Origin of the sequence: Nocardia sp. NPDC058518, assembly GCF_042719655.1 — a bacterium.
Taxonomy (GTDB): domain Bacteria; phylum Actinomycetota; class Actinomycetes; order Mycobacteriales; family Mycobacteriaceae; genus Nocardia.
This window is the reverse complement of the sequence record NZ_JBHXNJ010000003.1, coordinates 353,750-380,092: the sequence shown is the minus strand read 5'-3', so window position 1 is coordinate 380,092 and position 26,343 is coordinate 353,750. Positions and strand designations below refer to the sequence as shown.

At 64.8% G+C, this 26,343-nt stretch carries 34 protein-coding genes; 11 read left to right on the top strand and 23 right to left on the bottom strand.

The window, feature by feature from the left end; genetic code table 11:
* Positions 1–16: 16 nt before the first annotated feature.
* Positions 17–529: a hypothetical protein gene (locus tag ACFWPX_RS08830; RefSeq protein WP_378926916.1), complete on the bottom strand. Its 513-nt coding sequence runs from the start codon at positions 527–529 to the stop codon at positions 17–19.
* A gap of 545 nt (positions 530–1,074) precedes the next feature.
* On the opposite strand from ACFWPX_RS08830, the gene ACFWPX_RS08825 reads away from it, so the two are divergent.
* Positions 1,075–1,611: a hypothetical protein gene (locus ACFWPX_RS08825; protein WP_378926914.1), complete on the top strand. Its 537-nt coding sequence runs from the start codon at positions 1,075–1,077 to the stop codon at positions 1,609–1,611.
* Between the two features lie 155 nt (positions 1,612–1,766).
* On the opposite strand, the gene ACFWPX_RS08820 is transcribed toward ACFWPX_RS08825, so the two are convergent.
* Complete coding sequence (locus ACFWPX_RS08820) at positions 1,767–2,357, bottom strand: DUF1877 family protein (protein ID WP_378926912.1); 591 nt, start codon at positions 2,355–2,357, stop codon at positions 1,767–1,769.
* Between the two features lie 458 nt (positions 2,358–2,815).
* Between ACFWPX_RS08820 and ACFWPX_RS08815 the strand changes: the two genes are divergently transcribed.
* The gene (locus ACFWPX_RS08815) at positions 2,816–3,208 is read left to right on the top strand and encodes a hypothetical protein (RefSeq protein WP_378926911.1); all 393 of its coding nucleotides are present in this window, start codon (positions 2,816–2,818) and stop codon (positions 3,206–3,208) included.
* A gap of 39 nt (positions 3,209–3,247) precedes the next feature.
* On the opposite strand, the gene ACFWPX_RS08810 is transcribed toward ACFWPX_RS08815, so the two are convergent.
* From ACFWPX_RS08810 to ACFWPX_RS08770, 9 genes are all read right to left on the bottom strand, one after another.
* Positions 3,248–4,359, bottom strand: a protein-coding gene (locus ACFWPX_RS08810) for an IS3 family transposase (protein WP_378926971.1) whose coding sequence is annotated in 2 segments (ribosomal slippage) — positions 3,248–4,092 and positions 4,092–4,359 — 1,113 coding nt in all. Because the reading frame shifts where the segments join, the coding sequence is not laid out codon by codon here.
* Between the two features lie 70 nt (positions 4,360–4,429).
* On the bottom strand, positions 4,430–4,606 hold the full coding sequence (locus ACFWPX_RS08805) for a hypothetical protein (protein ID WP_378926909.1): 177 nt from the start codon (positions 4,604–4,606) through the stop codon (positions 4,430–4,432).
* A 1,106-nt stretch (positions 4,607–5,712) separates the two neighbouring features.
* Entirely contained in the window at positions 5,713–6,228 is a 516-nt protein-coding gene (locus ACFWPX_RS08800; RefSeq protein WP_378926907.1) for a hypothetical protein, read from the bottom strand.
* 187 nt (positions 6,229–6,415) lie between these two features.
* Positions 6,416–6,829, bottom strand: a complete 414-nt coding sequence (locus ACFWPX_RS08795) for a hypothetical protein (protein ID WP_378926905.1) — start codon at positions 6,827–6,829, stop codon at positions 6,416–6,418.
* 163 nt (positions 6,830–6,992) lie between these two features.
* On the bottom strand, positions 6,993–7,268 hold the full coding sequence (locus ACFWPX_RS08790; RefSeq protein ID WP_378926903.1) for a hypothetical protein: 276 nt from the start codon (positions 7,266–7,268) through the stop codon (positions 6,993–6,995).
* A 257-nt stretch (positions 7,269–7,525) separates the two neighbouring features.
* Entirely contained in the window at positions 7,526–7,690 is a 165-nt protein-coding gene (locus ACFWPX_RS08785; protein WP_378926901.1) for a hypothetical protein, read from the bottom strand.
* Positions 7,691–8,026: 336 nt separating this feature from the next.
* Positions 8,027–8,491, bottom strand: coding sequence for a hypothetical protein (locus ACFWPX_RS08780; protein ID WP_378926900.1), 465 nt, complete (start codon positions 8,489–8,491; stop codon positions 8,027–8,029).
* A gap of 276 nt (positions 8,492–8,767) precedes the next feature.
* Positions 8,768–9,118, bottom strand: a complete 351-nt coding sequence (locus ACFWPX_RS08775) for a hypothetical protein (protein ID WP_378926898.1) — start codon at positions 9,116–9,118, stop codon at positions 8,768–8,770.
* A 298-nt stretch (positions 9,119–9,416) separates the two neighbouring features.
* Positions 9,417–10,073, bottom strand: coding sequence for a hypothetical protein (locus ACFWPX_RS08770; RefSeq protein ID WP_378926896.1), 657 nt, complete (start codon positions 10,071–10,073; stop codon positions 9,417–9,419).
* An 18-nt stretch (positions 10,074–10,091) separates the two neighbouring features.
* Here ACFWPX_RS08770 and ACFWPX_RS08765 point away from each other — a divergent pair, with 18 nt between their 5' ends.
* Positions 10,092–10,283 carry a hypothetical protein gene (locus tag ACFWPX_RS08765; RefSeq protein ID WP_378922985.1) on the top strand — a complete coding sequence of 64 codons (192 nt, stop codon included), beginning with the start codon at positions 10,092–10,094 and terminating at the stop codon, positions 10,281–10,283.
* 149 nt (positions 10,284–10,432) lie between these two features.
* Here the strand turns inward: ACFWPX_RS08765 and ACFWPX_RS08760 are convergent, their stop codons facing one another.
* The 3 genes from ACFWPX_RS08760 to ACFWPX_RS08750 form a co-directional block, all read right to left on the bottom strand.
* On the bottom strand, positions 10,433–10,852 hold the full coding sequence (locus ACFWPX_RS08760) for a contact-dependent growth inhibition system immunity protein (RefSeq protein ID WP_378926894.1): 420 nt from the start codon (positions 10,850–10,852) through the stop codon (positions 10,433–10,435).
* A 156-nt stretch (positions 10,853–11,008) separates the two neighbouring features.
* The gene (locus tag ACFWPX_RS08755; RefSeq protein WP_378926892.1) at positions 11,009–11,392 is read right to left on the bottom strand and encodes a hypothetical protein; all 384 of its coding nucleotides are present in this window, start codon (positions 11,390–11,392) and stop codon (positions 11,009–11,011) included.
* Between the two features lie 193 nt (positions 11,393–11,585).
* Positions 11,586–11,906: a hypothetical protein gene (locus ACFWPX_RS08750; RefSeq protein WP_378926890.1), complete on the bottom strand. Its 321-nt coding sequence runs from the start codon at positions 11,904–11,906 to the stop codon at positions 11,586–11,588.
* A 450-nt stretch (positions 11,907–12,356) separates the two neighbouring features.
* On the opposite strand from ACFWPX_RS08750, the gene ACFWPX_RS08745 reads away from it, so the two are divergent.
* Complete coding sequence (locus ACFWPX_RS08745) at positions 12,357–12,950, top strand: tetratricopeptide repeat protein (protein WP_378926889.1); 594 nt, start codon at positions 12,357–12,359, stop codon at positions 12,948–12,950.
* Positions 12,951–13,372: 422 nt separating this feature from the next.
* Here the strand turns inward: ACFWPX_RS08745 and ACFWPX_RS08740 are convergent, their stop codons facing one another.
* Together ACFWPX_RS08740 and ACFWPX_RS08735 are read right to left on the bottom strand one after the other, a co-directional pair.
* The gene (locus ACFWPX_RS08740) at positions 13,373–13,522 is read right to left on the bottom strand and encodes a hypothetical protein (RefSeq protein ID WP_378926888.1); all 150 of its coding nucleotides are present in this window, start codon (positions 13,520–13,522) and stop codon (positions 13,373–13,375) included.
* Complete coding sequence (locus tag ACFWPX_RS08735) at positions 13,522–14,535, bottom strand: helix-turn-helix transcriptional regulator (RefSeq protein ID WP_378926886.1); 1,014 nt, start codon at positions 14,533–14,535, stop codon at positions 13,522–13,524. Before ACFWPX_RS08735 ends, ACFWPX_RS08740 begins: the two co-directional genes overlap by 1 nt.
* Before the next feature lie 103 nt (positions 14,536–14,638).
* Here ACFWPX_RS08735 and ACFWPX_RS08730 point away from each other — a divergent pair, with 103 nt between their 5' ends.
* A complete protein-coding gene (locus tag ACFWPX_RS08730; protein WP_378926884.1) occupies positions 14,639–15,037 on the top strand; it encodes a VOC family protein in 399 nt (132 codons plus the stop codon).
* 172 nt (positions 15,038–15,209) lie between these two features.
* Here the strand turns inward: ACFWPX_RS08730 and ACFWPX_RS08725 are convergent, their stop codons facing one another.
* The 3 genes from ACFWPX_RS08725 to ACFWPX_RS08715 are packed head-to-tail and all read right to left on the bottom strand — an operon-like array spanning position 15,210 to position 18,557.
* Entirely contained in the window at positions 15,210–16,733 is a 1,524-nt protein-coding gene (locus ACFWPX_RS08725) for an FAD-dependent monooxygenase (RefSeq protein ID WP_378926883.1), read from the bottom strand.
* Between the two features lie 18 nt (positions 16,734–16,751).
* Positions 16,752–17,450 carry a TetR/AcrR family transcriptional regulator gene (locus ACFWPX_RS08720; protein WP_378926882.1) on the bottom strand — a complete coding sequence of 233 codons (699 nt, stop codon included), beginning with the start codon at positions 17,448–17,450 and terminating at the stop codon, positions 16,752–16,754.
* 54 nt (positions 17,451–17,504) lie between these two features.
* Positions 17,505–18,557, bottom strand: coding sequence for a helix-turn-helix transcriptional regulator (locus tag ACFWPX_RS08715; RefSeq protein WP_378926880.1), 1,053 nt, complete (start codon positions 18,555–18,557; stop codon positions 17,505–17,507).
* A gap of 83 nt (positions 18,558–18,640) precedes the next feature.
* On the opposite strand from ACFWPX_RS08715, the gene ACFWPX_RS08710 reads away from it, so the two are divergent.
* Positions 18,641–19,108 carry a VOC family protein gene (locus ACFWPX_RS08710; protein ID WP_378926879.1) on the top strand — a complete coding sequence of 156 codons (468 nt, stop codon included), beginning with the start codon at positions 18,641–18,643 and terminating at the stop codon, positions 19,106–19,108.
* A gap of 76 nt (positions 19,109–19,184) precedes the next feature.
* Here ACFWPX_RS08710 and ACFWPX_RS08705 read toward each other — a convergent pair whose 3' ends face one another.
* Positions 19,185–19,931 (bottom strand): SDR family oxidoreductase, encoded by a 747-nt coding sequence (locus ACFWPX_RS08705; RefSeq protein ID WP_378926878.1) that lies wholly within the window; start codon positions 19,929–19,931, stop codon positions 19,185–19,187.
* 107 nt (positions 19,932–20,038) lie between these two features.
* Between ACFWPX_RS08705 and ACFWPX_RS08700 the strand changes: the two genes are divergently transcribed.
* Both ACFWPX_RS08700 and ACFWPX_RS08695 read left to right on the top strand, forming a co-directional pair.
* Positions 20,039–20,632, top strand: a complete 594-nt coding sequence (locus ACFWPX_RS08700) for a TetR/AcrR family transcriptional regulator (protein ID WP_378926877.1) — start codon at positions 20,039–20,041, stop codon at positions 20,630–20,632.
* A gap of 35 nt (positions 20,633–20,667) precedes the next feature.
* On the top strand, positions 20,668–21,321 hold the full coding sequence (locus ACFWPX_RS08695) for an NADPH-dependent F420 reductase (protein ID WP_378918115.1): 654 nt from the start codon (positions 20,668–20,670) through the stop codon (positions 21,319–21,321).
* A gap of 116 nt (positions 21,322–21,437) precedes the next feature.
* On the opposite strand, the gene ACFWPX_RS08690 is transcribed toward ACFWPX_RS08695, so the two are convergent.
* Positions 21,438–22,163: an SDR family NAD(P)-dependent oxidoreductase gene (locus ACFWPX_RS08690; RefSeq protein ID WP_378926876.1), complete on the bottom strand. Its 726-nt coding sequence runs from the start codon at positions 22,161–22,163 to the stop codon at positions 21,438–21,440.
* A gap of 105 nt (positions 22,164–22,268) precedes the next feature.
* Here ACFWPX_RS08690 and ACFWPX_RS08685 point away from each other — a divergent pair, with 105 nt between their 5' ends.
* Positions 22,269–23,108: a LysR family transcriptional regulator gene (locus ACFWPX_RS08685; protein WP_378926875.1), complete on the top strand. Its 840-nt coding sequence runs from the start codon at positions 22,269–22,271 to the stop codon at positions 23,106–23,108.
* Between the two features lie 183 nt (positions 23,109–23,291).
* Here ACFWPX_RS08685 and ACFWPX_RS08680 read toward each other — a convergent pair whose 3' ends face one another.
* Both ACFWPX_RS08680 and ACFWPX_RS08675 read right to left on the bottom strand, forming a co-directional pair.
* The gene (locus ACFWPX_RS08680; protein WP_378926874.1) at positions 23,292–24,245 is read right to left on the bottom strand and encodes an NAD(P)-dependent alcohol dehydrogenase; all 954 of its coding nucleotides are present in this window, start codon (positions 24,243–24,245) and stop codon (positions 23,292–23,294) included.
* 88 nt (positions 24,246–24,333) lie between these two features.
* Entirely contained in the window at positions 24,334–24,966 is a 633-nt protein-coding gene (locus ACFWPX_RS08675) for a TetR/AcrR family transcriptional regulator (RefSeq protein ID WP_378918107.1), read from the bottom strand.
* A gap of 130 nt (positions 24,967–25,096) precedes the next feature.
* On the opposite strand from ACFWPX_RS08675, the gene ACFWPX_RS08670 reads away from it, so the two are divergent.
* Together ACFWPX_RS08670 and ACFWPX_RS08665 are read left to right on the top strand one after the other, a co-directional pair.
* A complete protein-coding gene (locus tag ACFWPX_RS08670; RefSeq protein ID WP_378926873.1) occupies positions 25,097–25,543 on the top strand; it encodes a hypothetical protein in 447 nt (148 codons plus the stop codon).
* Positions 25,544–25,643: 100 nt separating this feature from the next.
* Complete coding sequence (locus tag ACFWPX_RS08665; protein ID WP_378926872.1) at positions 25,644–26,216, top strand: hypothetical protein; 573 nt, start codon at positions 25,644–25,646, stop codon at positions 26,214–26,216.
* The last annotated feature ends 127 nt before the right edge of the window (positions 26,217–26,343 follow it).

The window sequence follows — 26,343 nt, the reverse complement described above, 5'->3', positions numbered from 1 at the left end:
CGGACACTAAAAGTACTCAGAACCAACGAGACCATGCCATGTCACGCGTCGGTGGACCTGCATGATGAACCACGATCTTGGCCCCAGCCGTTTCCGCCAGGCTGAGCACTTCATCGAGCCTGTCCGCCTCGATGAAGCCTAGGGTGAACCCGTCCCCATCCACGTCGACGCCCACGACCGCGATATCCATCTCGAGGCATTTTTCAACCAGTGGGCCCACGAATTCCTGCATGTCGTCGTAGTCCCAGTCGTCATCCTTGGTCCAGGTGAACCACTCCCAGGTCAGGTTAGGTGGCGTCGCGGGGAGGCCCTCGAGTCCTGTGCGGATTTCCAGCGGACTCGTCCGGCACTCGAGGTAGATAAGACGATCCCAACGAAGCGCATCGACGAGCGCACCGTCCGCTGAAAACCTTGTCGAGTCGAGGTGCTCGAGTGAGTAGGTCATGCTCTCACGCGCCGAATCGACGTACGTGGCCCACAGATCAATGATGGCGAACAGTGCTGCTCGTTGTTCTTCCCCGACCGACATAGTGGGGAAGGTATCGCACCCCACCGTCGTCTGCAGATCGCCAGCGGACACGAGCTTTTCGGCTCGTAATCCAGCGGGCACAGTGTCACCACGTTGTCACAAGTACCGCGGACTATCGCGGATTTCGCTGGACTGAACCAGCGGGCCACCGTACGCCGACAACACCCGTCGGACTCGTCTTGACAGGCTGGGGCTGCCTCCGGAGCAGACGCACGGTAGTCGGCAGAAGTGGACGTTCGTGACCCTGCAATAGGCTGCATTATGGTGTGGTCGCCAACACCGAGCTGGATCACCGCCGGAAGCCTCCGCCGTTGCCGGCGTCTGCCGGGAGGGGTTCGATGCCAGACTGGCGCGATGACGATCGACGGAATTGATGTCGCACGCCAACTGGTGCAGCGTGACTTCCCACAGGCGCGGGCGGCATAGCCGGGTGGCAGCGTCGCACTCGGAATCGCCACGGCTACTTCCGATCTGGACATCACCGTACTGTTGACGGCCTCGCCAGCACCCTGCCGTTCATCGATGCATCACACTGCTCATGGCCCGTGGAGCTGTTCGTGCAAACCGAAGCATCCCTGGAACACTTCCGCGCAAAGGAACATGCCGCGGGCAGGCCTGCCACCTTACGGCTGATCGCGCACAGTCACGTTCTTCACGATGTCGATGGCAGCGGCGCGCGTCTTCGGGAGTCCTACGCAAAGCGGCTCGCTTTGGGGCCTGATCCGTTGACCGACCAGGAATTACGATCTGCTCGCTATCGCATCACCGATCCGCTCGACGATCTCATCGGATCGAAAGATCCTGCCGAGCGGTTGATGATCGCGACTACCTTCTGGCAGGCAACAGCGGACTTGGTGCTTACGGGGAACAGGCGTTGGACGGGCAGCGGCAAATGGTTGCACCGAGAACTAGACGCCTTCGATCGGAGCACAGGAACTGCCTACGCGCAGGTGCTTGCGAGCGCAGTGGAATCGGTAGCGTCTGATGTGATCGAGCCGATGGTCGGTGCAGTCGCTAAGGCTCTGGATCGGTTCGGAGGGCGACTGTTCGATGGATATAGCATCCGCGGCCCCGCGACATGATCGGCAATTGCGGACGTTCCACTGATGCAGGCTTTCGAGATCATGTCGCGCCGTTGATCTTTCGTCACGACCTCAGACCGCGCGGGTCGAGGCATCAGAAGGCATCCGGTTGCGAGTCGATCGCGGGACACCAATCGCTTGACCGCACCGCTGGTTCAGTCGAGTGTTACCAGTACGCATTCGTTCAGGTCGGCGGCAAGTCGATACAACTCGGCATACTGGGCCAGCCGATCGAGAAGGTAGTCGCGATCCCACGGTCCTTTGTAGACACCGGATGCTTCCATCGCTTCAGCGTCGAACAGATGTGAAGCAGTCTTCAGACTGTTCTCCACATATTCAGCTATGGTCCGCGCAGTAGTCGGGCGAACAAACCGAAGCGGACTCCCTTGCCCCGCAGTCGCACCCGAAGCGAGGGACTGCGCCCCGAACACTGCGATCTCGGCCAATCCGGCTGGATTGCGTTCTTCCTGCTTCCGGCGGTTGGGCGCAAGCAACCAGTACACCGCGTCCCACGCCCGCGTGGAGAAGGTCCGGTCGAGAATGCCGGGTCGCTGCCTCACGATCTGACGAGCGACCGGGGCCAGCTCTACCCAGATTGGGTCGTCCCAGTACTGCGAATCGGAGCCATCGCTGGTAGCCAAGCTGCTGAAAAACTGGATGGCGTTCTCGGCGGCCTCGCGATCGCGCATCGCGCGTTCGAGCAGCGGTTCGTATGGAACTGCCTGGTATCGAGCATCGAGGGCCATCCCCAGACCATAGGACTCAGCTCGAGCAGGCCTACCCGACATCACATAATCGGCGTTTCAGGATGCTCAGACCGACTCGGTGGTAGCGATGTGGTCGAAGACTGAACCGCGGACGCGAGAGGTGACGTTGTCGTGTCCCTTCTGTGCTCAGGTTTGAGGAGTGTGTAACGGACATCTCACCCCAGCCAGGTGTGCACGCTACGTACTTCACGTTGCCTGAGCAGCGCAAAGAACACCTCAGAATTCCTCACTCAGTCCCACCACCGAGCCGGTCAGCCGATCAAGTCTGCGCGCAGGTGCCATTGCAAGTGTCGGAGAGGCTGGTCGGTCGCGCGGTAGGCGGCATGACAGTGCGTTTGCGAGGACCGAGGAGTCGCACCCTTGCATGTCGGCGGCAACAGGGCGACAAACCATCCAGGGGGATTCCCGGGCTAGCAGGATCCGATACCTTCCTGGCTATGGCCTACACGATCTCCTGGGTCGCGGTTCGCGGACAGCAAGCGCAAGCCGTGCTCGCTGCCTTCGGCCTCGCTGACAGCGGTGTGGAATACGAACAACACGAATCTGAGTACGCTGGCGCAGTATTGCCTGGGGGCTGGCGTGTGGTGGTCGACCATGGCGTCCAAGAGGACTTTATGATCGACTACGCCCCCGAATTCATGGCCCGCATCTCCATTGGCGGCGAGGCCGTCTACTGCTACGACTCCTACGAGGGGCCAGTCAGCGCGGCGGCGGGTTGGCTTGACGGAAAAGAAGTTTGGGTCCTGCACCACGTGGGAGACACCGAGGAACCAGACGACCTCGAAGTCCGGGGAAACCTACCGGCTGAGTTCGCTGCTATCCGGGCATGACGGGACCCCGGTAGTCGGTCCACCGCGTGTGAGAGCCGGTTATCGGTGGATGCAGGTTGCAGCGTAACTGGCTGGGGTGTTGTAGCCCAGAGCGGAATGTCTTCGGCGGTGGTTGTATTCGCCCTTCCAGTCGCTGATCACGACACGGGCCTGGGTGAGGGACCAGAAGCTGTTGATGTTGAGGCATTCGTCGCGCAAGCGGCCGTTGAACGATTCGATGTAGCCGTTGCGCCAGGGCTGACCGGGTGGGACGAACGCAAGTCCGACCCGTTCAGCCGCCCAGTCAGCCATCACATGGCACGCGAATTCTGGCCCGTTGTCGCAACGCAGCGCGGCGGGGTAGCCGCGATCGACGGCGATCCGGTCCAGCTCGTCGATGAGTCTGTCGGCGGTGATCGACCGTTCCACCAGCCCGCCCAAGCATTCGCGGGTGTGCTCATCGACGATGGAGACGATCTTGACTGGGCGTCCGTCGTCGGTGGCGTCGAATTGGAAATCCACTGCCCATACCCGGTTGGGTGCGTTTGCCTCCGTCGCCGTGGTGGTCGAGGTGCCCAGGCGTTTTCGGCGGCGCCGCTGCGGCACTCGTAGTCCCTCGTCGCGCCAGAGGCGTTGGATCTTCTTGTGATTGACTATCCAGCCTTCGCCGCGGGCGTCGTGGTAGGCGCGGCGGAACCCTTGCCGTGGATGGGTTTTCGCCCAGCTACGCAGCCACTCACACAACGCCGCATCGGGATCTGCGCTGGTTGTGGCGGCAGAATGGTGACGTTGGGTGCTTCGATGTTGCCCGGTCACCCGGCAGGCGAACCGTTCACTGACCGTCAGCACCCGCATCAGGTGCGCCACGGCCGCCCGCCGGCGTTCCGGGTCTAGAAGTTTCCCTTGGCGATCTCCTTCAACGCAGCTTTCTCCAGCTCCGCCTCGGCGAGAAGTCGTTTCAGAGTGGAGTTTTCGCGTTCGAGGTCCTTCAACCGTTTGGCGTCGTCGGCCTTCAGTCCGCCGAACTGGTTGCGCCACCGGTAGTAGGTGGCCTCGGTGATCTGCAGATGACGGCACACGTCAGCGACGTCTTTACCCTCGCTCAGCAGCCGGTCAGCCTCGCTCAGCTTGCGCACGACCTGTTCAGGTGTGTGCCTCTTTCGTGTCGCCATGGTCATCGAGCCTTCCTGCCCACTACGTGGGCCGCAAGGCTCTCGCAGTCGCCGGACCGATCTCATGGGGTCAGGTCAGGCAGGCGCGGTCGGCGCTGAGGAGATCGGTGACGGGATCGACATTTACGAGGTGCCCTTGGAACTGGCGCGGGCACTGACTGGCTTCCGTCGGGACGCCGATGATGTCCCTGCGCTGACGCGTCTCGACGACACAGTCTCGTAGCTCGGGTAGCGCGCTATTCGGCATGATGATGATGATGCGTGCGGCCGGCGGCGGGCTGGCCTGTCAGGACTAGTTTGTAAGCGGCAATACAGTACGTATGATGGCGCGGCAGCAAGTGAGCCCCCGGTATGCCGCGTTGGCGAATTTGCCTATGAGAACTCAAGAGCGGTGACGCGAATCCCGTTGAAGGACAACAACGATGCCTGGCGGTAACGAACCCGCAGTGCGTTACTTCGCATTGATCGATGACGAGAGAGGCTACCCCGATGGCGTGCGTGCACGTCGGACTACCGGCCTCGTGCGCCGGATCGCCACCCGACCGGTACCGACCGACGAAGCGCTCGGCGGGGACTTCACATGGGGTCCTACCGACTACCTCCGACGGTACAACCCCGGAACGGACGAGCCTCATGAGGAGATCTCCGCTGAGTCAGCCGAGCGATTCATAGCGAGTTGGCGCGCCTCGCTGGCGAGTCGCGAGACAAACAGGTCAGCCGCGGGAGCCGTTCCCGACTCAGCTGTCCCGAGTCCCGTCGACCGATCGGCCGACGCCCACCTCACTACCGAGCTCTGATGGCCTGATCTCCGGCTTCGAGGCTCCTGTACTCGGCAGATGCGGATGCTTCGGGACCGCGCGATAGGCGGCAGAAGAGCGTGTTGCCGTCGGCTATGCCGTGAGCTCGATGAACGGGAAAACGTCTCGGAATCGCAGAAGCACATCCGGTCTGGTCTGCAACGCGCGCTTCGCTTCCGTCGGCGAGAGGCGGATCGAAAACGTCTCGACCGCGTCCAAAAGCGATGCCGTACAACGCTTCATCCTCCTGCCGAGATACCCCGCTGGCGGAAAATCCGATGATGGACAAGATCTCTCCGGGTGCACCAACACTTACCAGGTCGAACATGTACTGAGGGATGTCCTGCATCTCGTTCGCGATGATTACGTGCTCACACCACTTGCGGAGCTCGGCTAGGTCGATCGCTTCCGTGAAATAGGGGACCCTGGCCGGATTGCTGAACCAAATTCGCGGTGAGGTCGGCGGTATCGCGACCGGTGGCCGCGTAGCCAGTCACCGAGTGCGCGCGGTCAGCGGCATGTGCGGACGTGAGGCCCGGCCTGAACATCGCGGGGATCAATCCCACCAAGTAACGACAGCCATCGACCGCTGAGCGGCCTCGACATAGAAATCACGGAGGGTGTCGAAATGCGGGGCCAAGTACTCGGTTGGGTGGCGCAGCAGGCTTGAAATCGGGTCACCCAAGGCCTGCCGCGCTTGTTCGGCATCCTCGGGCAGTGCTGCCGAGACCATTCGGAAGTCATTCTCTGCCAAGGTCTTTGCGATCTGGGCAACCGTGTACGGTGCGACTACTGTCACCGGGTGCACCAATATCGTGTTCGGGTGGCCCCGGTACTCGAGATTGAGCTCCTCGTGTCCGTCGAGCGCGTGCCGCATTGTGGCCAGGGTTTCGGCGTCGACTCCTGACAGTTCGAATACGCGCAACAGAGGAGCCCTTGCCCAATCGAGGTCTCGATAGTCCGACGCAGGTGCGCCCTCGAAGGAGCACAATCGGTCGACCTCGTCGACCGATGACTGGCATAGAGCCAGCCGCCTGGTGGAAACCCGAACGAACTGTTGCGTCAGCGCCACACTCTTATCCTGTCTCAACGTCTTCGGCCAGTCTGAATGGCGCGCCGCGCCCATCTTGCGCGTCGCATTTCCGGGTAGGCCGCGCTGAATCGATGTTGATAACTCGGCGTCGGCGGGCTAGGAAGACGCACTCAACTCGGCATGAGCGGACGTTCGCGACCACGCGATCTGCGGCAGAAGCGGATACTCAGCTGACGGCTTCACGTTCTGCCAGGAATCGATCGAGCAGGTCGAACAGAACCTCGAGGGTGTGGATTTCCTGCTCGGGACTGAGATCTGTGACGAAGTCCCACTCGGGCAGCGCGATCTGTTTGACCAGACCGGGCCAGGCGAAACTGCTGTGGCGGCGAAGGTGATTGGCAAGAAGCCAGTCGCGGAAGCCATCGAGGCCCGGACTGCCTGATCGGCGCGCGGCATAGTCGTAACCGTCGAGGAAGCACGTCACGCCACGAACACTGGTGAAGCCGATGAACATGCCCGGGCGCGCCGCGAACTGTCGGAGGTATTCACGCTCGGTAAGCCGGTTTGGGTCGATCGGCTTCAGCTCCATGTCTTGTGCTCGCCGGGCGAAATGAGTATCGAGACCCATGGCTTTCTCCATCCGACGAGTCCATCATGCCGACCGCAACCATGAGTACACGAGAGTCCACGAAGGCCAGTCGACCCCGGACGAAATGCACTGAAATCGGCAGTTGAGTACGTTGGTCGGCTGGTGTCGCGGCTCTCAGGATCGCGCGGGTCGCGGCAATACAGGATGTTGGACCTCAGGCCGAAGGCAGCCCCAGAGCCGCCGCTCTGATCTCCTTGCACTGCTTGGCAAGCACCAATGCGCCGTCGGTCATCGCGCCCGGCCGCACCGGGCCCTTCCAGCCACACCAACCACCGCACTCGGCGATGTCTTGGCTCTCGACTCGAGATTCGTCGAACTCCGCGGTGATGTGCCACGCACGAGCCGGATGACCGCAGATCGGGCACTTACCGAAGTAGTTCAGAATCTCCAGTACCTCGGAGGCGGCGACACCTCGTTTGCGATCAACCATCCTGACACCTCCCTGCCCTGAGACTATTTCGTACAGTCGGCGAAGGTCCCCGAAGCAGGCATGTCTCCGATCACATCCAGCGCCAGCACCGGGAGCCCCAGCCTCCTCCCTCGGCCACAGGCAGGAGGGTGCCATCGTTCAAGCCGTTGACAAGCTCGTATTCATCGAAATCCTCATTGCTGAAGCGGAAGTCGGCATCGAGGACGAACTCGCCACCGATGGCTTCACAGATGGACTCGAGAGTATCGACGTAGTCTTCAGCCCTGCTCGGATCGAAGAGGCCCGCCCTCGATGATCGCCTGAACCACCTGAGTGTTCTGTCTCCAACGCTCGTCGCTGCTGCACAGCCGCTTCAAAAGCTGTTCGTCTTTGGAACCGATGACAGCCTCGAGGTCCGCCCAGTCGATCAGATAGGCACGCATTATGTGTGACACGCCGAGAGGCGACGTGGCTCGGCCGACAGCCGCCTCGTGTGAATGCCACCGCCAGCACACTCAACTGGGTATTTCAGGATGCTCCGACCGACTCGGTGGTAGCGATGTGGTCGAAGACTGATCCGCAGATGGGAGCGGCGACGTTGTTGTCTCCCTCCCGTTCCCTGGTCTGAGGAGGGTGTAACGAACATCTCACCCCGGCGAGCGGGCCGACTCTGCACTCCCAAGGCCCTGAGCAGCTTGCGCGATCAGCGGCAGTACAGGATGTTCCACGAGCAGTCTGGGTGATCCGGTTGCGCAACGGGCAGGTGCAATTTGGTCATGTCAGTGGGCGGCGATTGCGGCGTCGAGCCTCTGGACAGCTTTGTCGTACTGATTGCGGTCGAACAAGAAGGGGCCGAATGCGGTGTAGTCACGAGTGGTGCGGTAGGGCTGTTCGCAGGAGTCCCATACGACAAGGTCGCCGGTCAGGCTTATGCGCGTCAGCAGCGGCCAGCAGCCCAATTCCCCGCAACTGCAGGCAAGTACGGGGGTCTTCTGTCTCCTGAGGGAAGAGGACCCGTAGAAATGGTCCGTCGCCGACTCGAACCGGAAGAACAGGGGAACGAGACCACCGTACGCGTCACCCGCAGGCTCCATGCCAGCGCAGATTTCGAAGGTGTCGATGAGATCGGTCAGAGGGATGGTATCGATGCGGGGCATGATCTGGTGGACGTCGGTACGTCCGGGCGGTCCCGGCCGATAGTCGAATCCGATCTCGCTGATGGTTGTCAAACGCTTGCGCTGCAAGCGCTTGCGATCTCGGGTGGTCGACCCAACACTCGCACGACGGCGCGCGCCGTGGGTCTGGGCATTTCCGGGGATCACCGCCCGAGGCGCACGACGCCCTTCCCAGTTGAAAGAATCATGGCGTCAACGTATCCAGCGTTCGCCCATGCCGCAAGGTGGACGCCCTCCGCTGCGCCGCCCAGACGGGCGCTCATCGGCAGTTGAGTGCGTTCGTCGGCTGTGCCGCGGCCCTTAGGATCGCGGGTCGCGGCAGATGCGGACGTAGACGCGCCTGGCTCAGATGATCGGCGGTAGGTGGTCGGTAGGAACGAGGATGTCCAGATACACGTCGAAAGCGAAAGGTATGTGGTCAGGGCCGCCGGTCAACCAGTCCGCAGTCTTGACAGTGGCCAGGTCGTCGTTGATGTCCTCGACTTGGCACTGAATGCTTGTCGGGCATGGATAGGGCGATGTTGGAAGTAGCTCCCCCACACCGAAGTAGGCACTCTTGCCGACCAGCTGATGAGGACGACCATGTGCGTCTACCAATTCGACTAACACGATTCCTGGTTGCGGATCGTCGGCAAGCCAACAGACTGCGATGGCTGGCAATACGCAACCATCGCCCTTACTCAAGGTCGATACCACCGCAACACCGTATCTGCCACAGAGTCTGGCTAGTCGTCCCGTAATGCGCACGCTCGTCGGCATTCAAGGATGCCTATACCGACTTGGTAGCGATGCGGTCGAAGGGTCGAATTCGATCCAGAACCGCCGCACCGTGGTCATCCGCGATTTCCTCCTACCAGCACCGATGTCAAACGCCGACCTCGATGATCCCAGGGCTGATCAGCGTCTACCACTCGATAATCGGCATTACCGCGCTTCCGCGGGTCGTGATCCGTGCACGATGAGGTGGTGTCACCCGTGGCGGAAGTCGTCGAAGTCAGTGGTCGGGAATGTGCACCGTGATTTCCCCGCCAAGGTGATACCCCTCAGCCAATCGCAGGCTGTCGCCACTCCAAAATCTGCCTGGGTCATACCAATTCGGACGTCTACTCGGCAACAAGCCCATGGCCTCATACGTCATCGCGACTATCTCCGCGCAGTAGGCGTTCTCCAGACCGGCTTGATCGGATTCGCGCTCTTTCGACCGCTTCGGTACCGGCACCCGGCCCAGCAACCAGCGCCCCGCCAGCGCGCCGGTGGAGGGGAAGGGCATACCGTCCAGCCTTGCCACCACCCGTAGCGCTGCATCCTCCATCTCGCGGGTCACCGGCCGATCCAACTGACGCATCCACGCCTGTTGCCCGTACTCCTGGGTCCATCGGACGACCGCAGCCCGCAAGTCGTGTAGCTGGGCTCCGCGATGGTGGCTACCCGACCAGATATCCGGCAGTGCCCGACCGAGCTCGGCATGCCAAATCAGCGCCGGTAGGTCATCGATGACCACTGCCATGCCGACGTGGTTCACCGGACTGTTGGTCAACCCCCGTATCGCGCGATCGGCGCGAGAATGCCCGCGAAACAGCCATAGATCCCCCGTTCGCGTTAGCTCTACTGCTTCGTCCAAGCCGATACTTAGCGGCGTTTCGCGTGGCACAGCGACTAGCCTAGGCGCATGCGCTGGTGGAAGATATTGGGTCTGGCCGGGGCCGCGGGTGTCGCGGCGACCGGGGTGGTCATCGTGCGGGCCGAACGCAAACGTCGCGCATACACCCCGGACCAGGTCCGCGAACGGCTGCACGCGCGCCTCGGCGATGAATCCAACCGACCGAACCCCACCACGCCAGTCGACGACGGCAAGTCCTGATCGAAGATCGTCGGGGGCATCTCCCTATTCGCCGGGTCGACAACGACCTGCCATCGGCAGAAGAGCGGGTTCAGGCGACCTCATCGAGCCGCCTTGCCGGACAACCGATCAGCGGCATGTGAGTTCGGTTCGATATCCCTCGAACCGAACTAGTTCGACAAGAACTCACCGACCAGGCGGCGAAGTTCAGGGGCCTGAGCTCCGCTCAGCTGATTGGTCATGGCATCCGCTCGCTGGGCTACGCGTCGTGCTCTGTCCAGCAGTCCGACGTGATCCGACCAGTGCTCACGGCGAAGCCCCAGTGTGGCGACCAAGAGATCTCCGGGGTAGAAGTCGCCCGCAGACAGCGGATTCTCCTCCAGCATGTCAAGTACCCGAGGCAGGATCGCGACGGTTCCGATGCTCTGCGACAACATGATTCGTACGTCTTCAATGCTCAGCTCCCCGACTGGAACCCGACGCAACTGGTGGACTCTTCGGATCACGTAGGTTGCATCTGATGCTGGCTCAGGCCAAGCCGGACCCTCGATTTGTTCTACCGATTGCTGGTCCGATGGGTTGGCAGGCATGCGGCCCACCGTATCCAACACCAGCGCTTCTGCATTCTGTGCACGCTCATCGGCAGATGCGGACGTTCGAGACCGCCCGCCGAGCGGCACCAGCCTGCGTTCCAGGAGCGTCGTCCCGTGTAGCAAGGTGCACCCGCAGGTGCGCAGTGGCCGGCTCTAGTCGTCGGGCATTCCGAACTGGCGAGCGATCGCTAGCAGACGCTGCTCCGGTACGTCCGGTGCAACCCAATTGTGTCTCTTTACATGGTTGATGAAGTCCGTCGGCGGCGCGGCACGACGATCCTCGACATAGTCTTCCCATGCCAATTCCCAGACCCATTCACCGTCGGTCATCCACCCGATGCGTACCCGGGCATTGGGGTTGCCAGGCACGAACGGATCTTCGATGACCCCTGGCGCTGCGACGATGCACTCAGCCGACCGCAGGTAACCGAGCAGCAGCCTGGCGTCGCCCTCTGACAGTGTGTCCGGTGCGGCTTCGAAACCCTCCTCGTCATCGCAGCCATCATCGAACCGGTAGGGCGCAGGGACTCTTGGCATTTCGTCCTCGATGTTCGCGAGCTCAGCCGGTTATCGCCCCGGCAGAAGAATCAGTAGATCAGTTCTCCTGCCCACGCTGCATCGGCAGGAGAGTGCGTTGGGCGACTGGTGCCGCGGCCCTCGGGATCGCGCGGGTCGCGGCAGATGCGGACGTTCGTGACCGCGCGCCCAGCAGCAATGTAGCGCCTTGCCATCAGCCACTAGGGTTCCTGTTCTGTGGCAATCTGGCGGCGTGGGTGAGAGTGAACAGGTCGGGCATGGAGGCGGAACCGAAGCGATCCTCGAGAGGATTGCGGCCAGCAAGGTGGGTGTCGTCGAGATAGAGGGTGCCCCCGGCAGAATGGATGTGGTTCGACCAGCAGCGCATGGCAAGGCTCGGTTTGTTTGGGTGCTCTTCTGCTGCTCGGTGTTCGTCAGTACTTTGTTGCTGGTTCTGCTTTGCGCAGGAGTGGCTTGCTTCGGGTTCTTGATTTTCCTCTTTTAGTGGTGCTGCGACGCCACCGAACATCCCCATCGATCAGGCACGCTCATCGGCATTACCGAGGCGTCAAGCGATCTGACACGCTTCTCGGCGTTTGCGGCCGACGCTGCCGCGGATGCGGTTGCGGACGACGGACAATGGGGAAAGGCTGGTGCCCAGTGGTGAGCCTGCTGTGGTTCGCCGTCTTCGGCGGCGCGGGCACGGTCGAGCCGGACGTTGATGAGCGCGTTCAGCCGAGGCGTCGATTCGCTCCAGCGCTACCGCCGGTTGGGCGCAAACTCGGCGCGGCCGCTCGTGCAGCGTGTCCGCGGATTCGGCGACGGCGACTTGCGCTGCACGTAATCGGCACGGTCGGTGGGTGTGCGGAACGCGTCGAAGTGGGTGCAGCGCAACGACATCGCTTTTCGAGGTCGCGATTCGAATTGCCGAATGCGCGGGCGGCGGCGGGTACCCTGAAGAAAACGCCGGGGGATGGAGGCCGCATTGAGATTCACATGGCGTCGACCGAATCGCGTTCCCGCGCAACTCGAACGGCGCCTGCGGGATGCGCTGCAGTTGCTCGACGCCGGCCGCCACGGATCGGCCGAGTCCGCACTGACCGAACTGCTTGCCGACTGCGAAGCCGAGATCGGACCGGAGCACCCCTTCACGATCACCGTGATCGACGCCCTCGGATCCGCCTGCTACCAGCAGCGGAACTTTCCCGATGCCGCCGCGCGGCATCGCGACGCCCACCACCGCGCCACTCGCACCCTCGGCCCGAACCATCCCCTCACGCTGGGCGCCGCGCACAACCTGGGCTCCGCACTGCTACTCATGCACGAGTGGGCCGAGGGGCTCCCTCTGCTCCTGGCGGTTCTCGAGGCCAAGAAGGAGGCGCTCGGGAGCGATCACCCCGAAACGCTGGCCACCGCCCAAGCGGTCGGGTCCGGCCTGTTCAAGTCGGGCGATAGGCAGCGGGCCGCACTCCTCCTGGACCAGGCCTACCGCACGGCCCTGGCTGCCTATGGATCCGACGATCCGACCGTGGTCGACCTGCGGCACAATCTCGATGTGGTGCTCCGCAACTCCCGCTGAACACCGTCGGTGCCGCACACGTGTTCGGCAACGAAGGCAAATTGAGGTCAACGAGCGTGGTACCGTCTCGGCCCCGGTTCACTTCCTATGAGCCGAGACTCCGGTGTCGCCTCGGATCTAAGGTTTTGTATCGGCCTTGACGTCGCGATGTTGGTTGCGCGTGGTTCGGCTGCCGTAGTGCACAATCGGGCGCACGGCACAGTCCTCTGCCCGAGGGCGAATCTCTTCTGGTGCGTTCGTACATGGCGGCCATCGTGTCGAGGCGGTTATTCATCACGAACGCGGGCAGCCCCGGGATTCCGTCGACGATCCGCGCCACACTCGGCCGCACCGCGGACCGGGGTGCCTGTTGCCGGGCCCGATTCCCGGCCGGCCCGGCGGCACAAGCGAGGTCGTACATGGACATTCGCTGTCGTCGAGCCTCAGCGCATGGGCGAGAGCGTCAGCACACTGTCGGAGACACCCTTGAGATTGCCACGCTCCACGCGCGTGTAGTACTCGACGCTCACCCCGGCGAGCAGGGCCGACTCTGCATTCCTGAGGCCCGGAACAGCCCGCGCGGTCAGCGGCATTACCGAGCGTCCTGGCTGCTACCTATGGGTTTGGTATCGGCGTCGGCGGCCGCGGTGAGTCGGCGGGCCAGGGCGCGTACGGCGTCGTTGAGGGTGTCGGGGTGCTCGATGATGAACGGGCGGTTCAGGCCGGCGAGCAGGGCGGGAATCCAGTCGAGTTGTTCGGCGCGGATTCGGATCCGGACCCACGGGGTGGTGTCAGGGGGCTGCGAGTCGATCTCGTGCACGGTCGCGATCGTCGCGGGGAGCAGCGGGCGGACCTGGGTGAGTGTGCCCTGGACTCGGATCGATACCTCGTGCCGATAGGGTGCGTTGGCAAATGCGGACAGCAGGTGAGCGGCCGGCTCGAATTCGGTGGGCGGAGCGAACGTTCCGGGCTGTGTGCTCACCGTGGTGATGCGGTCCAGCCGGAACTGGCGTAGTTCGGCACTGTTGCTGTCCATCCCTGTCAGATACCACCGGCCGGAGTGGTCGACGAGCCCGTAGGGGTGCACGGTCCGTTGGCTGGACCGCCCGTTTCGGTCGGTGTATCCGATTGCGACCGGTCGGTGCTCGCGGGTGGCCTCGGCGAGCCGGAGCAGGACGGCGGTCTCGACAGCCACTTCCGGGCGCGCGTCGGCGGTGAATTCGACGGTGTTGATCAGTGCGTCCAGCCGGGCCGTCAGACGTGGGGGTAGGACGCGGCGGAGTTTGGCCGTCGCGCTGTCGGCTGCGCGGGCGGCCGCTGTCGGCCGGTCGGCGCCACGGCTGGTGAGGAGCCCGAGTAACACGGCCACCGCCTCGTCGTCGGTCAGCATCAGCGGTGGCATTCGGTATCCGGGAGCGAGCCGGTATCCCCCGTAGCGGCCCCGCACCGATCGGACCGGGATATCGAGGTCGGTGAGATGTGTGACGTATCGCCTGACGGTGCGTTCATCGACGCCGAGCCGGCCGGCGAGCTCACCGACGGTATGAGTACCTCCGGTCTGCAACAGCTCGAGCAGAGCCAGCACTCGGGCGGTGGGGCGCGTCATCGGGAAATTCTCGCATCTATACCGGGCGGAAACTGTCCGGTATCGGCTCTACCGTGGCGTGCGGCGGTGGAACCTCCGTCTCATCCGACAGCAGGAGCACACAATGAAGCTCGTCTCGATCCGTCTGATCACTGACGACATCCAGCGGCTGGTCAGTTTCTATCAGCACGTGACCGGCGTCGAAGCGAACTGGGCTACACCGGATTTCGCCGAAATCGTCACACCGGCCGGCACCCTCGCGATCGGAAGCACCCGCACCGTGGCGCTGTTCGCTGCGGGCAGCGCGCGCCCAGCCGACAATCACACGGCGATCATCGAATTCCTGGTCTCCGATGTCGATGCCGATTACCGGCGGTTGCGAGATACGGTCGAGGATCTCGTCAAGGAGCCCACGACGATGCCGTGGGGGAACCGGTCGTTGCTGTTTCGCGATCCCGACGGCAACCTGATCAACCTCTTCACTCCTGTCACCGCGCAGGCCGCCGCGAAGTTCGCCGGTTGATATCCGCTCGTCGGCATTTCAGGATGCTTATACGGACTTGGTGGTAGCAATGTGTTCGAAGACTGATCTGGGGACATCCGTCCGCGCCGGACCCCGTGTCCCGGGTCCGCGGACCGACGTTGGCGGTTGGATGTTCTGGGCAGCGGATCGACAATCCTGAACAGCTTTGGTTTCACTGGGCTGGGCGGCCGAACCAGTGTGTGGCGGCCCGCGCGAAACCGTCGCGATCGGGGGCGGCGTCATCTACCCATGCCACGATGCCGTCGGGGCGGATGAGCAGGGCGCGGAATCCGAGGTCGTTGCGCACCTGGCCTGCGGCGTACCGGATTCGGCCCGCCCATCCCTTGGCGGTGACCTGCAGCGCGCGGTCACTGCTGAAGTCGAGCGCGACGCCCTGGCCTCCGCGCAGCAGGTCGCCGAGGCGGGTGCCGTCCTCGAAGCGGAAGTCCGGCGCGGTCCGGCCGACGAGCGGGTGCTCGTTGCCGAGGTCGTAGCGGTCGAACAGGCCCGATGTCGTCCGGTATGTGTGTGTTGTTCCGTCGGCGGTGTTCATCAGATCGTGGACCAGCTGCCGCAGCGCGGGGGCGTTGGGGCCCGGCTTCATGGTGGCCACCTGGGCGCGTGACCAGTCGAGCACCGAGGCGCCGACCGGGTGGCGCTCGCTGGTGTAGGTGTCGAGCAGGCCCTCGGGTGCGTGCCCGTGGACGGTGGCGGCGAGCTTCCAGCCGAGATTCACGGCGTCGCCGATGCCGAGGTTGAGCCCACGGCCGCCGAGGGGGGAGTGGATGTGCGCGGCGTCGCCCGCGAGCAGCACCCGACCCTTGCGGTAGGTGGTCGCCTGCATGGCTCGATCGGTGAAGCTGGAGGCCAGATGGACTTCGGTCAGCTTCACGTCGGTGCCGGAGATGTGGCGCAGGACCGTCTGAAGATGCTCGCGGGTCAGCGGTTTGGAGCGGTCGTACGCGCCGCCGTCGAAGTCCATCATGCCCAGGTGGCCTTCGAACGGTGTGCGCAGGTACATGCCAGTGGGCGTCAGGGTGAACCCGACGCTCAGCTGTTGCGGGTCGGCGAAGGTGACGTGTGCGATGTAGCCGGTGAACAGCGGGTCGGTGCCGACGAAGTCGAAGCCGGCGAGCTCGCGAACCGTGCTGCGCCCGCCGTCGCATCCCACCAGCCAGCGGGCCCGGTATTCCTGCCCGCCTGCCATGGCAACCACGGACTCGTCGTCCTGGGTCACGGCCGTGACGGGAACACCTCGGACGATCTCGACGCCGAGGTCGGCCGCCCACTTGGTCAGCACCGCCGAGACTGCTTCGAGGTTGGTGACGAAGCCTTCCATCGCCGGGCTCGGCAGCCGGAACGGGAGCGCCGATGTGTCGATGTTGGCCGCGTCGAGGCCGATGCCCGCGAAATGGCTCACGCCACGCGGATCCGGCGCTTCTATCGCTTCGGGATCCGCGCCGATCTCGTTCTCGTCGGCGCCCGAAGCGGTCACTATCGCTTCGAGCAGGCCGCGGCGGTAGAACGCCTCGGCCGACCCGGCGCTCAGGCCCCGCATCCCGAGCGGGAGGGCCTGCAACGGCGAGCCGGGTTCCTGGTCTCGCTCGAGGACCAGTACCGAGCAGCCGGACAGGGCGAGCTCGCCTGCCAGGAACAGGCCGACCGGACCGCCGCCGGCGATCAGTACGTCATGCATGAGAGATCCCTTTCGTAGCTACCGGAGATGGGTCAGACCGGCGAGGACGATGGCGATGCCGGTGAGGAACTGTTCGCGGTCGTCGTGCTCCCTTGCCTGCCCCGCGATGGCGTGCATGAACGGGTAGTCCTCGGGATCGAGCTCCTGCCACGCTGTCGACGTCGCGTCGAAGAACTCTTCGCGATCCACGTCCGGCTGGATGCCCGAGGTGTCCCCGTCGATGCGGGCGTTCTGGCTGACGGCGCCGAGGATGTAGTGCACGAGCGTCGACGTCGCGTGGAACCAGGAGGCTCGCGGCACGCCCAAGGCGCGCACCTGTCGGCCGATCCTTTCGAAGATCCCCACCGTCACCGGTCCGGCCGGGTTCCGGATGATCTGCAGGGTCAGCCGCGTGGCCAGCCACCGGTGTTCGGCTATGGCGTCGAACAGTGCCAGCGCGGCACCGCGAATCTCGTCCTCGGGTGTGGCCACCGCGGGGGAGGACTCGGTCGCCAGCGCCGAGGTGATGACCTTTTCCGTTGCCGCATCCAGCAGTTCGTCCCTGGCGCCTACGTGGTAGTAGATCGCGCCGGACCCGGTGGCCAGGCGCTCGGTCAGCGCCCGGACTGTCAGCGCACCCTCGCCGCCCGCGTCGAGCAGCTCGATCGCGGTATCGATGATCTGCTCCCGGGCGAGCACCTGGTTACGTCGCCGAGGTGGGTGGGCTCGCGCTGTCATGCCTCCACGGTATCAAGGTTTGGAATGCTGTACCAATTTGGTTCAGTGTTCCAACTAGCGAGCCTTCGCGCAGTCTTGTGTTCCTGGGTGTGCGGCGCGTGCGGCGCGCCTGGACAACGCGGCGAAGGCCTCACGCAGTGCGTCCGGGCCCACGACCTCGATCTCGGTGTCGAAACGCGCCAGCGTCGCGGCGAGTGCGGGCCAGGACCAGGAGCCGGTCAGGAGTCTGGTTCGCGCGGGGCCGAGTTCCTCGACGATTCCGTCGCCGGCGAACGGTGCCACCTGTGCGACGGGCAGGTCGAGGACCACCTCGCCGCGACAGGGCCAGGTGTTCGCGGTGTCGGAGCCTTTGAACCGGGCCGAAAGGAACGCGGCGACGTCACCACCCGGCACTTCGCGTGGGGTGAAGCGCGGCCCGTTGGGGACGCGCAATGTCAGCCGGTCGGCACGATGAATCCGCCAATCCTGCCGCTCGGGATCCCACCCGATCAGGTACCAGCGCCCACCCCGGACCACGAGGTGGTGCGGCTGCACCCGTCGCGCCGGGAGCAACCCCGGATCGTGCGGCCCTGTTGCCGACCGGTAGTCGAACCGCAGCTCCTCTGAGGACCGGATGGCGGCGCTGAGTGCGAGCAGCACGGCGGTGTCGACTTGGGGATCCGCGCCGCGCCCGGCCGATTCGACCGCGATCACATCGAGGGCGTCGACGCGTTGGCGCAGGCGCGACGGCAGGACCTGCCGCACCGTTGCCAAAGCGCGTGCGGCGGCCTCTTCGATACCCGCTCCTGTCCCAACCGCGATCCGCAACGCCACCGCGAGCGCGACCGCCTGTTCGTCGTCGAACAGCAGCGGGGGCAGCTCGCTGCCCGCCTCGAGCCGATAACCACCCTCGGGTCCCTTCACCGCGTGAATGGGATAGCCGAGCTCGCGCAGCCGCTCGACGTCGCGGCGAACCGTGCGTTCGCTCACCGCCAGCCGCTGGGCGAGCAGCATGCCCGGCCAGTCACGGCGGACCTGCAGCAACGACAACAGCGAGAGCAGACGGCGGGAGGTCACCTTCGAAGACGCGATCGGCATGGTGACCAGGCTGCCATCAATAGCGGACATTCCCTGTCCTGTACCGCTGACAGGGTGGCATTTGTCGCCGGAACCTCCGGTGACGAGATCACCGCTGAAAGGACCTCGTCATCATGTCGGTAAACACAGTCGCCCACTTGAACTTCCACGGTCAGGCTCGCGCGGCCCTCGAGTTCTACCAGTCGGTGTTCGGCGGGCAGACCACCATCGCCACCTACGGCGATTTCGGGCTGCCCGCCGAGTTGCCCGACGCCACGAAGGTGGTGTTCGGCCAGGTCATCGCCGACAACGGCTTCCGGGTGATGGCCTACGACGTGCCCGGTGCGAACGCACCGGTCGCTCAGGGCGCGCCCACTACCCGTCGCGAGAACGGCACAACGCTCACCTCGGAACCGTTCTTCCTCTCCGTCCGTGGCGACACCGTCGATGAGGTCGGCGCACTGTGGGAACGCCTCGCGGACGGGGCGAGCGTCATCGAGGAATTCGGCCCGGCGCAGTGGGCGCCCGGGTTCGGGATGCTGCGCGATCGCTTCGGCGTCACCTGGATCCTCGACGTCGCAGCCGAGTACGCGCAGGCCTGACGTCTTTCACCGGTGCACGGCCGACCAGATCGCTGGGCGGCCTGCGCCGGTGATCGGTCGTGCCGTCGGCCCGTGGTCAGCCGCCGAATCCACCGTCGATGTTCAGACTGGAGCCGGTGATGTAGGCGGCATCCGGCCCGGCGAGGAAGGACACGAAAGCCCCGACCTCCGAAGAGGTCCCGAACCGGTCGACCGCCATCACGCCGAGCATGGCCGACGCGGCGGGGCCGTCGGCCGGGTTGGCGTCGGTGTCGACCGGGCCGGGCTGAATGTTGTTGATGGTGATGCCCTTCGGGGCCAGCTCGCGGGCGAGGCCACGGGTCAGGCTGGCCAGCGCGCCCTTGGTCATGGCGTAGATCGACCCGCCGGGGAAGGGCATGCGATCGGCGTTGATGCTGCCGATATTGATGATCCGCCCGCCGTCGCCCAAGTGCGCCAGCGACTCTCGGATAGCCACGATGGCCGACCGCACGTTCACCGTCAGCATCGCGTCGATCTCTGCCATCGTCAGGTCGGTGATCTCGGTGAAACTGCCGACACCGGCGTTGTTGACCAGGATGTCGAGGCCACCGAACCGGTCGACAGTGTGCGCGACCGCGGATACGACTTCTTCCTCGGCCAGGCTGTCGGCGCGGATCGCGTAGGCGACGCCTTCCGTCGAGGCGGCAGCAGCGGCCACCGCCTGCGCGCGCTCGGTGGAACTCGCGTAGGTGAATGCCACCCGTGCGCCGTCGGCCGCCAATCGTGCGACGATGCCGGCGCCGACGCCCCGGGATCCCCCTGTCACCAGGGCGGTCTTGCCTGCGAGCGGTCCTGTCACCATGTGCGTCATCCTTGCTGTCGAGTTATGGAGTGATCGATCAACAATTACAAAGGCGGCACGCCCTGTCAATTATTGAGTGTTTCCTCCATAACTGGTAGGTTCGAGACATGGCCAGGCCGAGGAAGTTCGACGAGCAGGCTGTGCTCACCGCCGCGAGAGGCAGGTTCTGGCGCGATGGCTACGCGGCCACGTCGGTCCAGGACCTCACCGACGCGACCGGAGTCGGAACCCAGAGTTTGTACGGAGCGTTCGGCAACAAGCACGACTTGTTCGTCCGGATTCTGGAGGACTACTGCGCCCGCCAGTCCGCTGGGCTCGAGGCGGCGGTCGCCGCTGATCCGAGCCCATGGCACGGACTCACCTCGGCGGTCACGTTCGACGACGGCGGCCGCCTGGAGTTGCCGCCGCAAGGCTGCCTGATGGCCAATAGTGCTGCGGCGCTGAGCTCCCAGGACGAGCAGGTCCGCGCCCTGGCCTGCCAGGCATACGCCGGAACGCTCGAATTGTTCGTTCGGCAGATCGACCAGGCCAAGGAATCCGGTGAAATCGACGCCGACATCGATGCCGAGCAGACCGCCCGTGCGCTGATCACCGTCATGCAGGGAATCGAATTCCTGCACAAGTCGGGCATCGGCGAAGACGAGTTGTTGCGCGCCAAGAGCGCCGCGTTGCACATGATCGAAAGCGCCTTCGCGCGCTGACAACTCACGTCGCCGCCACCACAGGGAAGACACCAATGACAGCAATCGGCATCATCGGCGCGGGCGAAATCGGTAGCCAGATCGCCCGTGCGGCCATCGCGAACGGCTACGACGTCGTCATCGCCAATTCGCGAGGACCAGAGACTCTCCATGACCTGATCGCTGAACTCGGCCCATCAGCGCGCGCCGCGACCGCCGCCGGAGCCGCTGCCGCCGGTGAATTCGTCGTGGTGGCAGTGCCACTCAGGATGGTCAACGATATGCCCGTCGATCAGCTCGCGGGAAAAATCGTGCTGGACACGAACAACTACATGGCCTGGCGCGACGGCCGGTTCCCGGTTGTCGAATCAGGGGAGAAGACCGTCCACGAGCTGCGCCAGGATCATCTACCCACCTCCAAAGTGGTCAAGGCTTTCACCCACATCCAGGCTCCCCGCATCACCACTGCGGGTCGACCAGCGGGAACTACGGGCCGGCTGGCGTTGTCGGCGTCGAGCGACTTTCCCGAGGCGGTGGATCTCGTGACCCGACTGTATGACCAGTTCGGCTTCGACACCGTCGACAACAGTCCGCTGAACGAATCCTGGCGCAGCGGTCCCGGCCAGCCCGCCTGGGTCGCGCACGAGTCACAGACCCGTGCGGAGCTGATCGCCAACCTCGCCAACGCGCGGCGAAATATCATGGCCTGAAGGCTGATTCGGGCGTTGCGGGGACGAGCCGGATCCTGCGGCTCATGCGCCAAAAGGGCTATCACTGGCGCGAACTCGCTCAACAGGCGCGTGAGGGCGTTCGCACCAGTGTGCCGTCACCAGGGCACTGTTCCCGCGTCGTCGAAGAAGCCGCCGGTCGGTCCGTCATCGGGCAGGGTCGCGAGGTGAATCGCGATCGCCGCACCCTGTTGCGGTGTGCGGACGCCTCGGAAGCCATTGAGGTCGGTGGCGGTGAAACCGGGGCAGCCGGAGTTGATCAGGATGTTGGTGTCGCGCAGTTCCTTGACGTATTGGATGGTGACGGCGTTGAGGAAGGTCTTCGACGACGAGTACGCAGCGGGAACCGGGCCCATATCGGCGCCGGGCGCGGTCTGCAGGGCGAGCGAGCCCACGCTGCTGGACATGTTGACGATTCGCGGTGACGCCGAGCCGCGCAGCATGGGCAGCATCGCGTTGGTGACCCGGATGACGCCGATCACGTTGGTTTCCATGACAGCTCGCACGGTCGCGGGGTCGACCGTCGTGGGTGTCTGTGGCATGCCGCCGGTGATCGCGGCATTGTTGACCAGGACGTCGAGCCCTCCGGCACGGTCGGCGATCAGCTCGGCCGCGGCGACGGCACTCGCGTCGTCGTCCACGTCGAGCGGCACACCGAACGCGTCGATCCCGGCCGCGCGCAGCTTCTCCACCGCGGTCTCGCGGCGTTGTCGATCCCTCGCGCCCACACCGATTCGCCAGCCGAGGGCGCCGAGCCCCGCCGCGATCTCGTATCCGATTCCTTTGTTCGCGCCGGTCACCAGCGCGATCGTCGGTTCACTCATGCCGTTGATCATGTTGCGGACCCGGGTGGTGCGTCCAAGACCGATTGGGTGAGCGGCGATACCGCACGGGTATTGGTCGTGGTGAGCGCCGGATACGATCACAGGGTGGAGACTCGGGAGTTGCGATACTTCGTCGCGGTCGCCGAGGAGCTGCACTTCGGGCGGGCGGCACAACGGCTCGCGATGGCGCAACCACCGCTGTCGCGGGCGATCCAGCAGCTCGAACGGCGACTCGGAGTCGTTCTGCTGCACCGCAATACCCGCGCGATCAGTTTGACCGAGGCAGGGTCGGTGCTGCTGCGGGAGGCCCGGACCGCTCTCGAAGCGGTCGAAGCCGCCGAGCGCCGCACTCGCCGCGCCGCTGCCGACCTGCCCGGTGTCGTGCTGGCCACCAAGGCGGGAGCCTCCAGCGAACTGCTGTCGAAGCTGCTGGACGCCTATGCCGCAGATCCCTGCGCTGTCGCAGTCGAGGTGGTGCTCTGCGGACCCGGCGAACCGGAAAGACTGCTACGCAACGGGAGTGCCGACGTTGCTCTGCTCCACCGGCCCTACGACACGACGACCGGATTCGACACCGAGGACCTGCACACCGAACAGCAGATCGTGGTCCTGCCCGCGGGGCACCACCTCGCCAACCGACCCCACATATCGATGGCCGAGGTCAACGCCCTTACCGACCTGCCCCTGCCGCGCTGGCCCCGACGGGACGGAAGCTATCCGGACGGCCCCGGCCCGCAGGTTCGCGACCACACCCAGTTGACCCAGCTGATCACGCTCGGACGGGCCTGCGCGGTCGTGCCCGAGTCGCTCCGCGCTCAGCTACGCGACGATCACGCCACCGTGCCGGTGCCGGACGCACCGGCCGTCACGACCGTCATCGCCTGGCCACCACACAGCAGATCCAAAGCCATCGCCGACCTCGTCCGTACGGCGATCCGCCTCTAGCGATTACATCCGCAAATGCCGCTGGGCGCGCGATCTGCGAACGTCCGCATCCGTGTGTCGCCACGGGCGGTGTCCGTCCGTCAGCTGCTCATAGTCTGCTCTGGGCGAACAGCAGAGAACATATCGGTGCGGCGGCCGTCGCGGCACCGATCGGTTGCGGCGCAGAACATCCGGTGGTGCCGATCAGCGGATCTCGACCACCACTTTGCCCAGGGCGCGTCCCGCACCGACGTGGGCCAGCGCGTTCGCGGTCTCGTCGAGGGGGAAACTGCGGTCGATGTGGATACCGATCCGTCCCGCGACACACGACTCCGCGAGGGGTGTGAAGTGCGCGGGCCCTTCCTTCACCGCGAGGACCCCGAGCCCGCGGCCGGTCACCATTCCGGCGACCACGCCGACCGTCGCCAACAGCACCACCGCGCGCGTGGTGCCGCCGACGCAGCGGTACCGGCCGCCACGCGCGACCGACCTGCGATAGGCGAAGACCGACCGGTGGGCGACGAGGTCGAGTACCCGGTCGTACGGTCCGGTTCGGGTGAAGTCCTCAGCGCGATAGTCGATGACTTCGTCGGCGCCGAGCGTGCGCATGAACGCCAGTTTGGTCGCGTTGTCCACCCCGGTCACGTGAGCCCCGGCTCTCTTGGCCAGCTGGATCGCAAACGCTCCGGACCCGCCGCCGGCTCCGTTGATCAACACCGACATACCGGCTGCGATGCCGGCCGTGCCCTGCAGTGCTATAGCCCCCGCCTGTGGCAGCGTCGACGCTTCGGCGAAGCTCAGCGACACCGGTTTGTGGGCCAGCGCCGATTCAGGAACCACCGCATATTCCGCGAACCCACCCTTGAGCATGAGATTGTCGCCGTAGACCTCGTCACCCGGCGCGAACAGCGTGACCTCCGAGCCGACGACTTCGACCCGTCCGGCGATATCGGATCCGAGAACCGGGCGCCTAGGTGCCCGGAGCCCGCCGATGCGCGAATACAGCGGCGTCCCCCGCAATGTCTCCCAGTCGGAGAGGTTGATCGACGTCGCGTGCACCTGGACGAGTACCTGTTTCGGCCCTGGGGATGGTGCTGGGACCTCAACGAGCGACAGCACCTCGGGGCCGCCGTAGCGGTCGTACACGACGGCCCTCATGCGAATCCAGCACGGCGCATCCAGCGACAGCCTGACACACGAGAAACTCTAGTCGGCGGGGTTGGGCAACTCTTGGTAGCGCCGGTGCCTATGCGAGCGTTGGAGCCGTTGTTCGCAGGGCGTCGGGGATGGCGGCGAAGGCTTCGTGCAGGCGGGTGATGAGCGCGGATCGGCCGCCGGCGCCGTCGGCGGCGACCCAGCCACGCCCGGCGATGCTCCAGGCCGTAGTGGTCAGCTCGGCGAGGATGCGGAGGCGCAGATCGCCGGGGGGCAGGGCCAGTTTGCCCGAAAGGTGTGCTGTCACTTCGGTTTCCACATCCGAGCGGGCGTATTCGACGTAGCCGAGCAGGCTGGGGGCGGTCAGGATCAGGCTGCGTGTGGCGATGTAGCGCTCATCCCAGTCGTCGGGAAGCGCGGTCGCCGTGTCGGTGAGGACGTCGCGTAACGCGGTGAGGATCGGCCCGGTGAGTTCACTCGCGGCGAGGGCTTGGAGATAGCCGGTCCAGAGCTCGGTCTCGGCCTCGACGGCCACTGCCTCCTTGGTGGGGAATGCCCGGAAGAACGTGCTGCGCGAGACCTCTGCTGCCTCGACCAGTTCCTCCACGGTGGTGGAGGCGAAACCCTTCTCGGTGAACAGCGCCAGGGCGGCGTCGGCAAGGGCGCGGCGGGTGCGGATCCGCTTGCGTTCCCGCAGCGGCAGGGCGCGGTCGTCTGAAGGCATACCGAGATCCTAGCGCGCGAAGAACCTCAGGCCCAAAAGAACCGCAGTTTGAATTGGGACTTGCGCACGTATGACACTTAGTGTCAGAATCGTTCACGACACCGAGCATCATCCGAACCAGGAGATCGCAATGAGCACCGCTACCGCCTCGACCACCCTGAACCCCTCGATCATCGGCCAGGCCGAGAAGCACCACACCGCGGTCCTGACCCGCGCACTGGCCGGCACCACCCTGGATGAGAAGCAGTGGATCGTGCTGAATCAAGCCCTTGCCGCTGGCGAGCCGGTCGATCCGGGCGCCCACATCGCCCGGATCGCCGCAATGACTCAGTGGGCCCGCACCGAGGTCGAGACCGCAGTGAACGCACTGCTCGCCAGTGCTCTGCTGGCCACCACACCCCACGGACTGCTCGAGCCCGCCGACACCGGCAAGGCCGTGGTGAGCAAGGTTCGCGCCGAATCCGGCGCGATCGTGGCCGCCGCCTACGGCGCGGTCCCGGCCGAAGATCTGGCCACCGCGGCTCGAGTCCTGGCCACCATCACCACCCGCATGGCCCAGGAATTGGCCAACGCCTGAACCCGAATTCGCCACCGGACCATAGCTTTTGCGAGCGTGGGCAGGTGGCGCGCGAGCACCGTTGCGGGTTCGTCCATCCACATAGAAGAGGTTTCACGAAATGAACAGCAGAATTACCGTTGTCGGCGTAGCGGTCTCGGCCATCGGTGCGACATTGCTGCTTACCGGTTGCGGTGGAACGACCGCCGAGGCCGGACGGCCCGCGAGCAGCACTGTCGCCGCCGTGACCACGACCCGATCAGCTCCGGCCCCCGCCACCTTGACTCCATCGATCATCGGCCAGGCCGAGAAGCACCACACCGCGGTGCTGGTCCGTGCACTGACCGGCACCACTTTGGATGAGAAGCAGTGGATCGTGCTGAATCAAGCCACTGGCGAGCCGGTCGAGCGGGCCGCTCACATCAACCGGATCGCCGGATTGACCCAGTGGGCCCCCGCCGAGGTCGAAACTGCCCTGAATGCGCTACTCGCCAAGGGCCTACTGGCGAACACACCCCACGGCAGACTCGAGCCCACCACCGCAGGCAATGCCGTAGTGGGCGAGGTTCGCGCCGAATCCGGCGCGATCGTGGCCGCCGCCTACGGCGCGGTCCCGGCCGAAGATCTGGCCACCACGGCTCGAGTCCTGGCCGTCATCACCGCCCGCATGGCCGAGGAATTGACCCATGGCTGAACCGAATAGCCGCAGGCCCAAGGGCAGCGGCGGGTTGCGCGCGGGGCGGGCGCCGCTCAATCAATTTGGTTCCTCTGCGGACCCGGCCCATCCCGTAAGCAGAATTCCGTGTCGTCGCGCACATCCT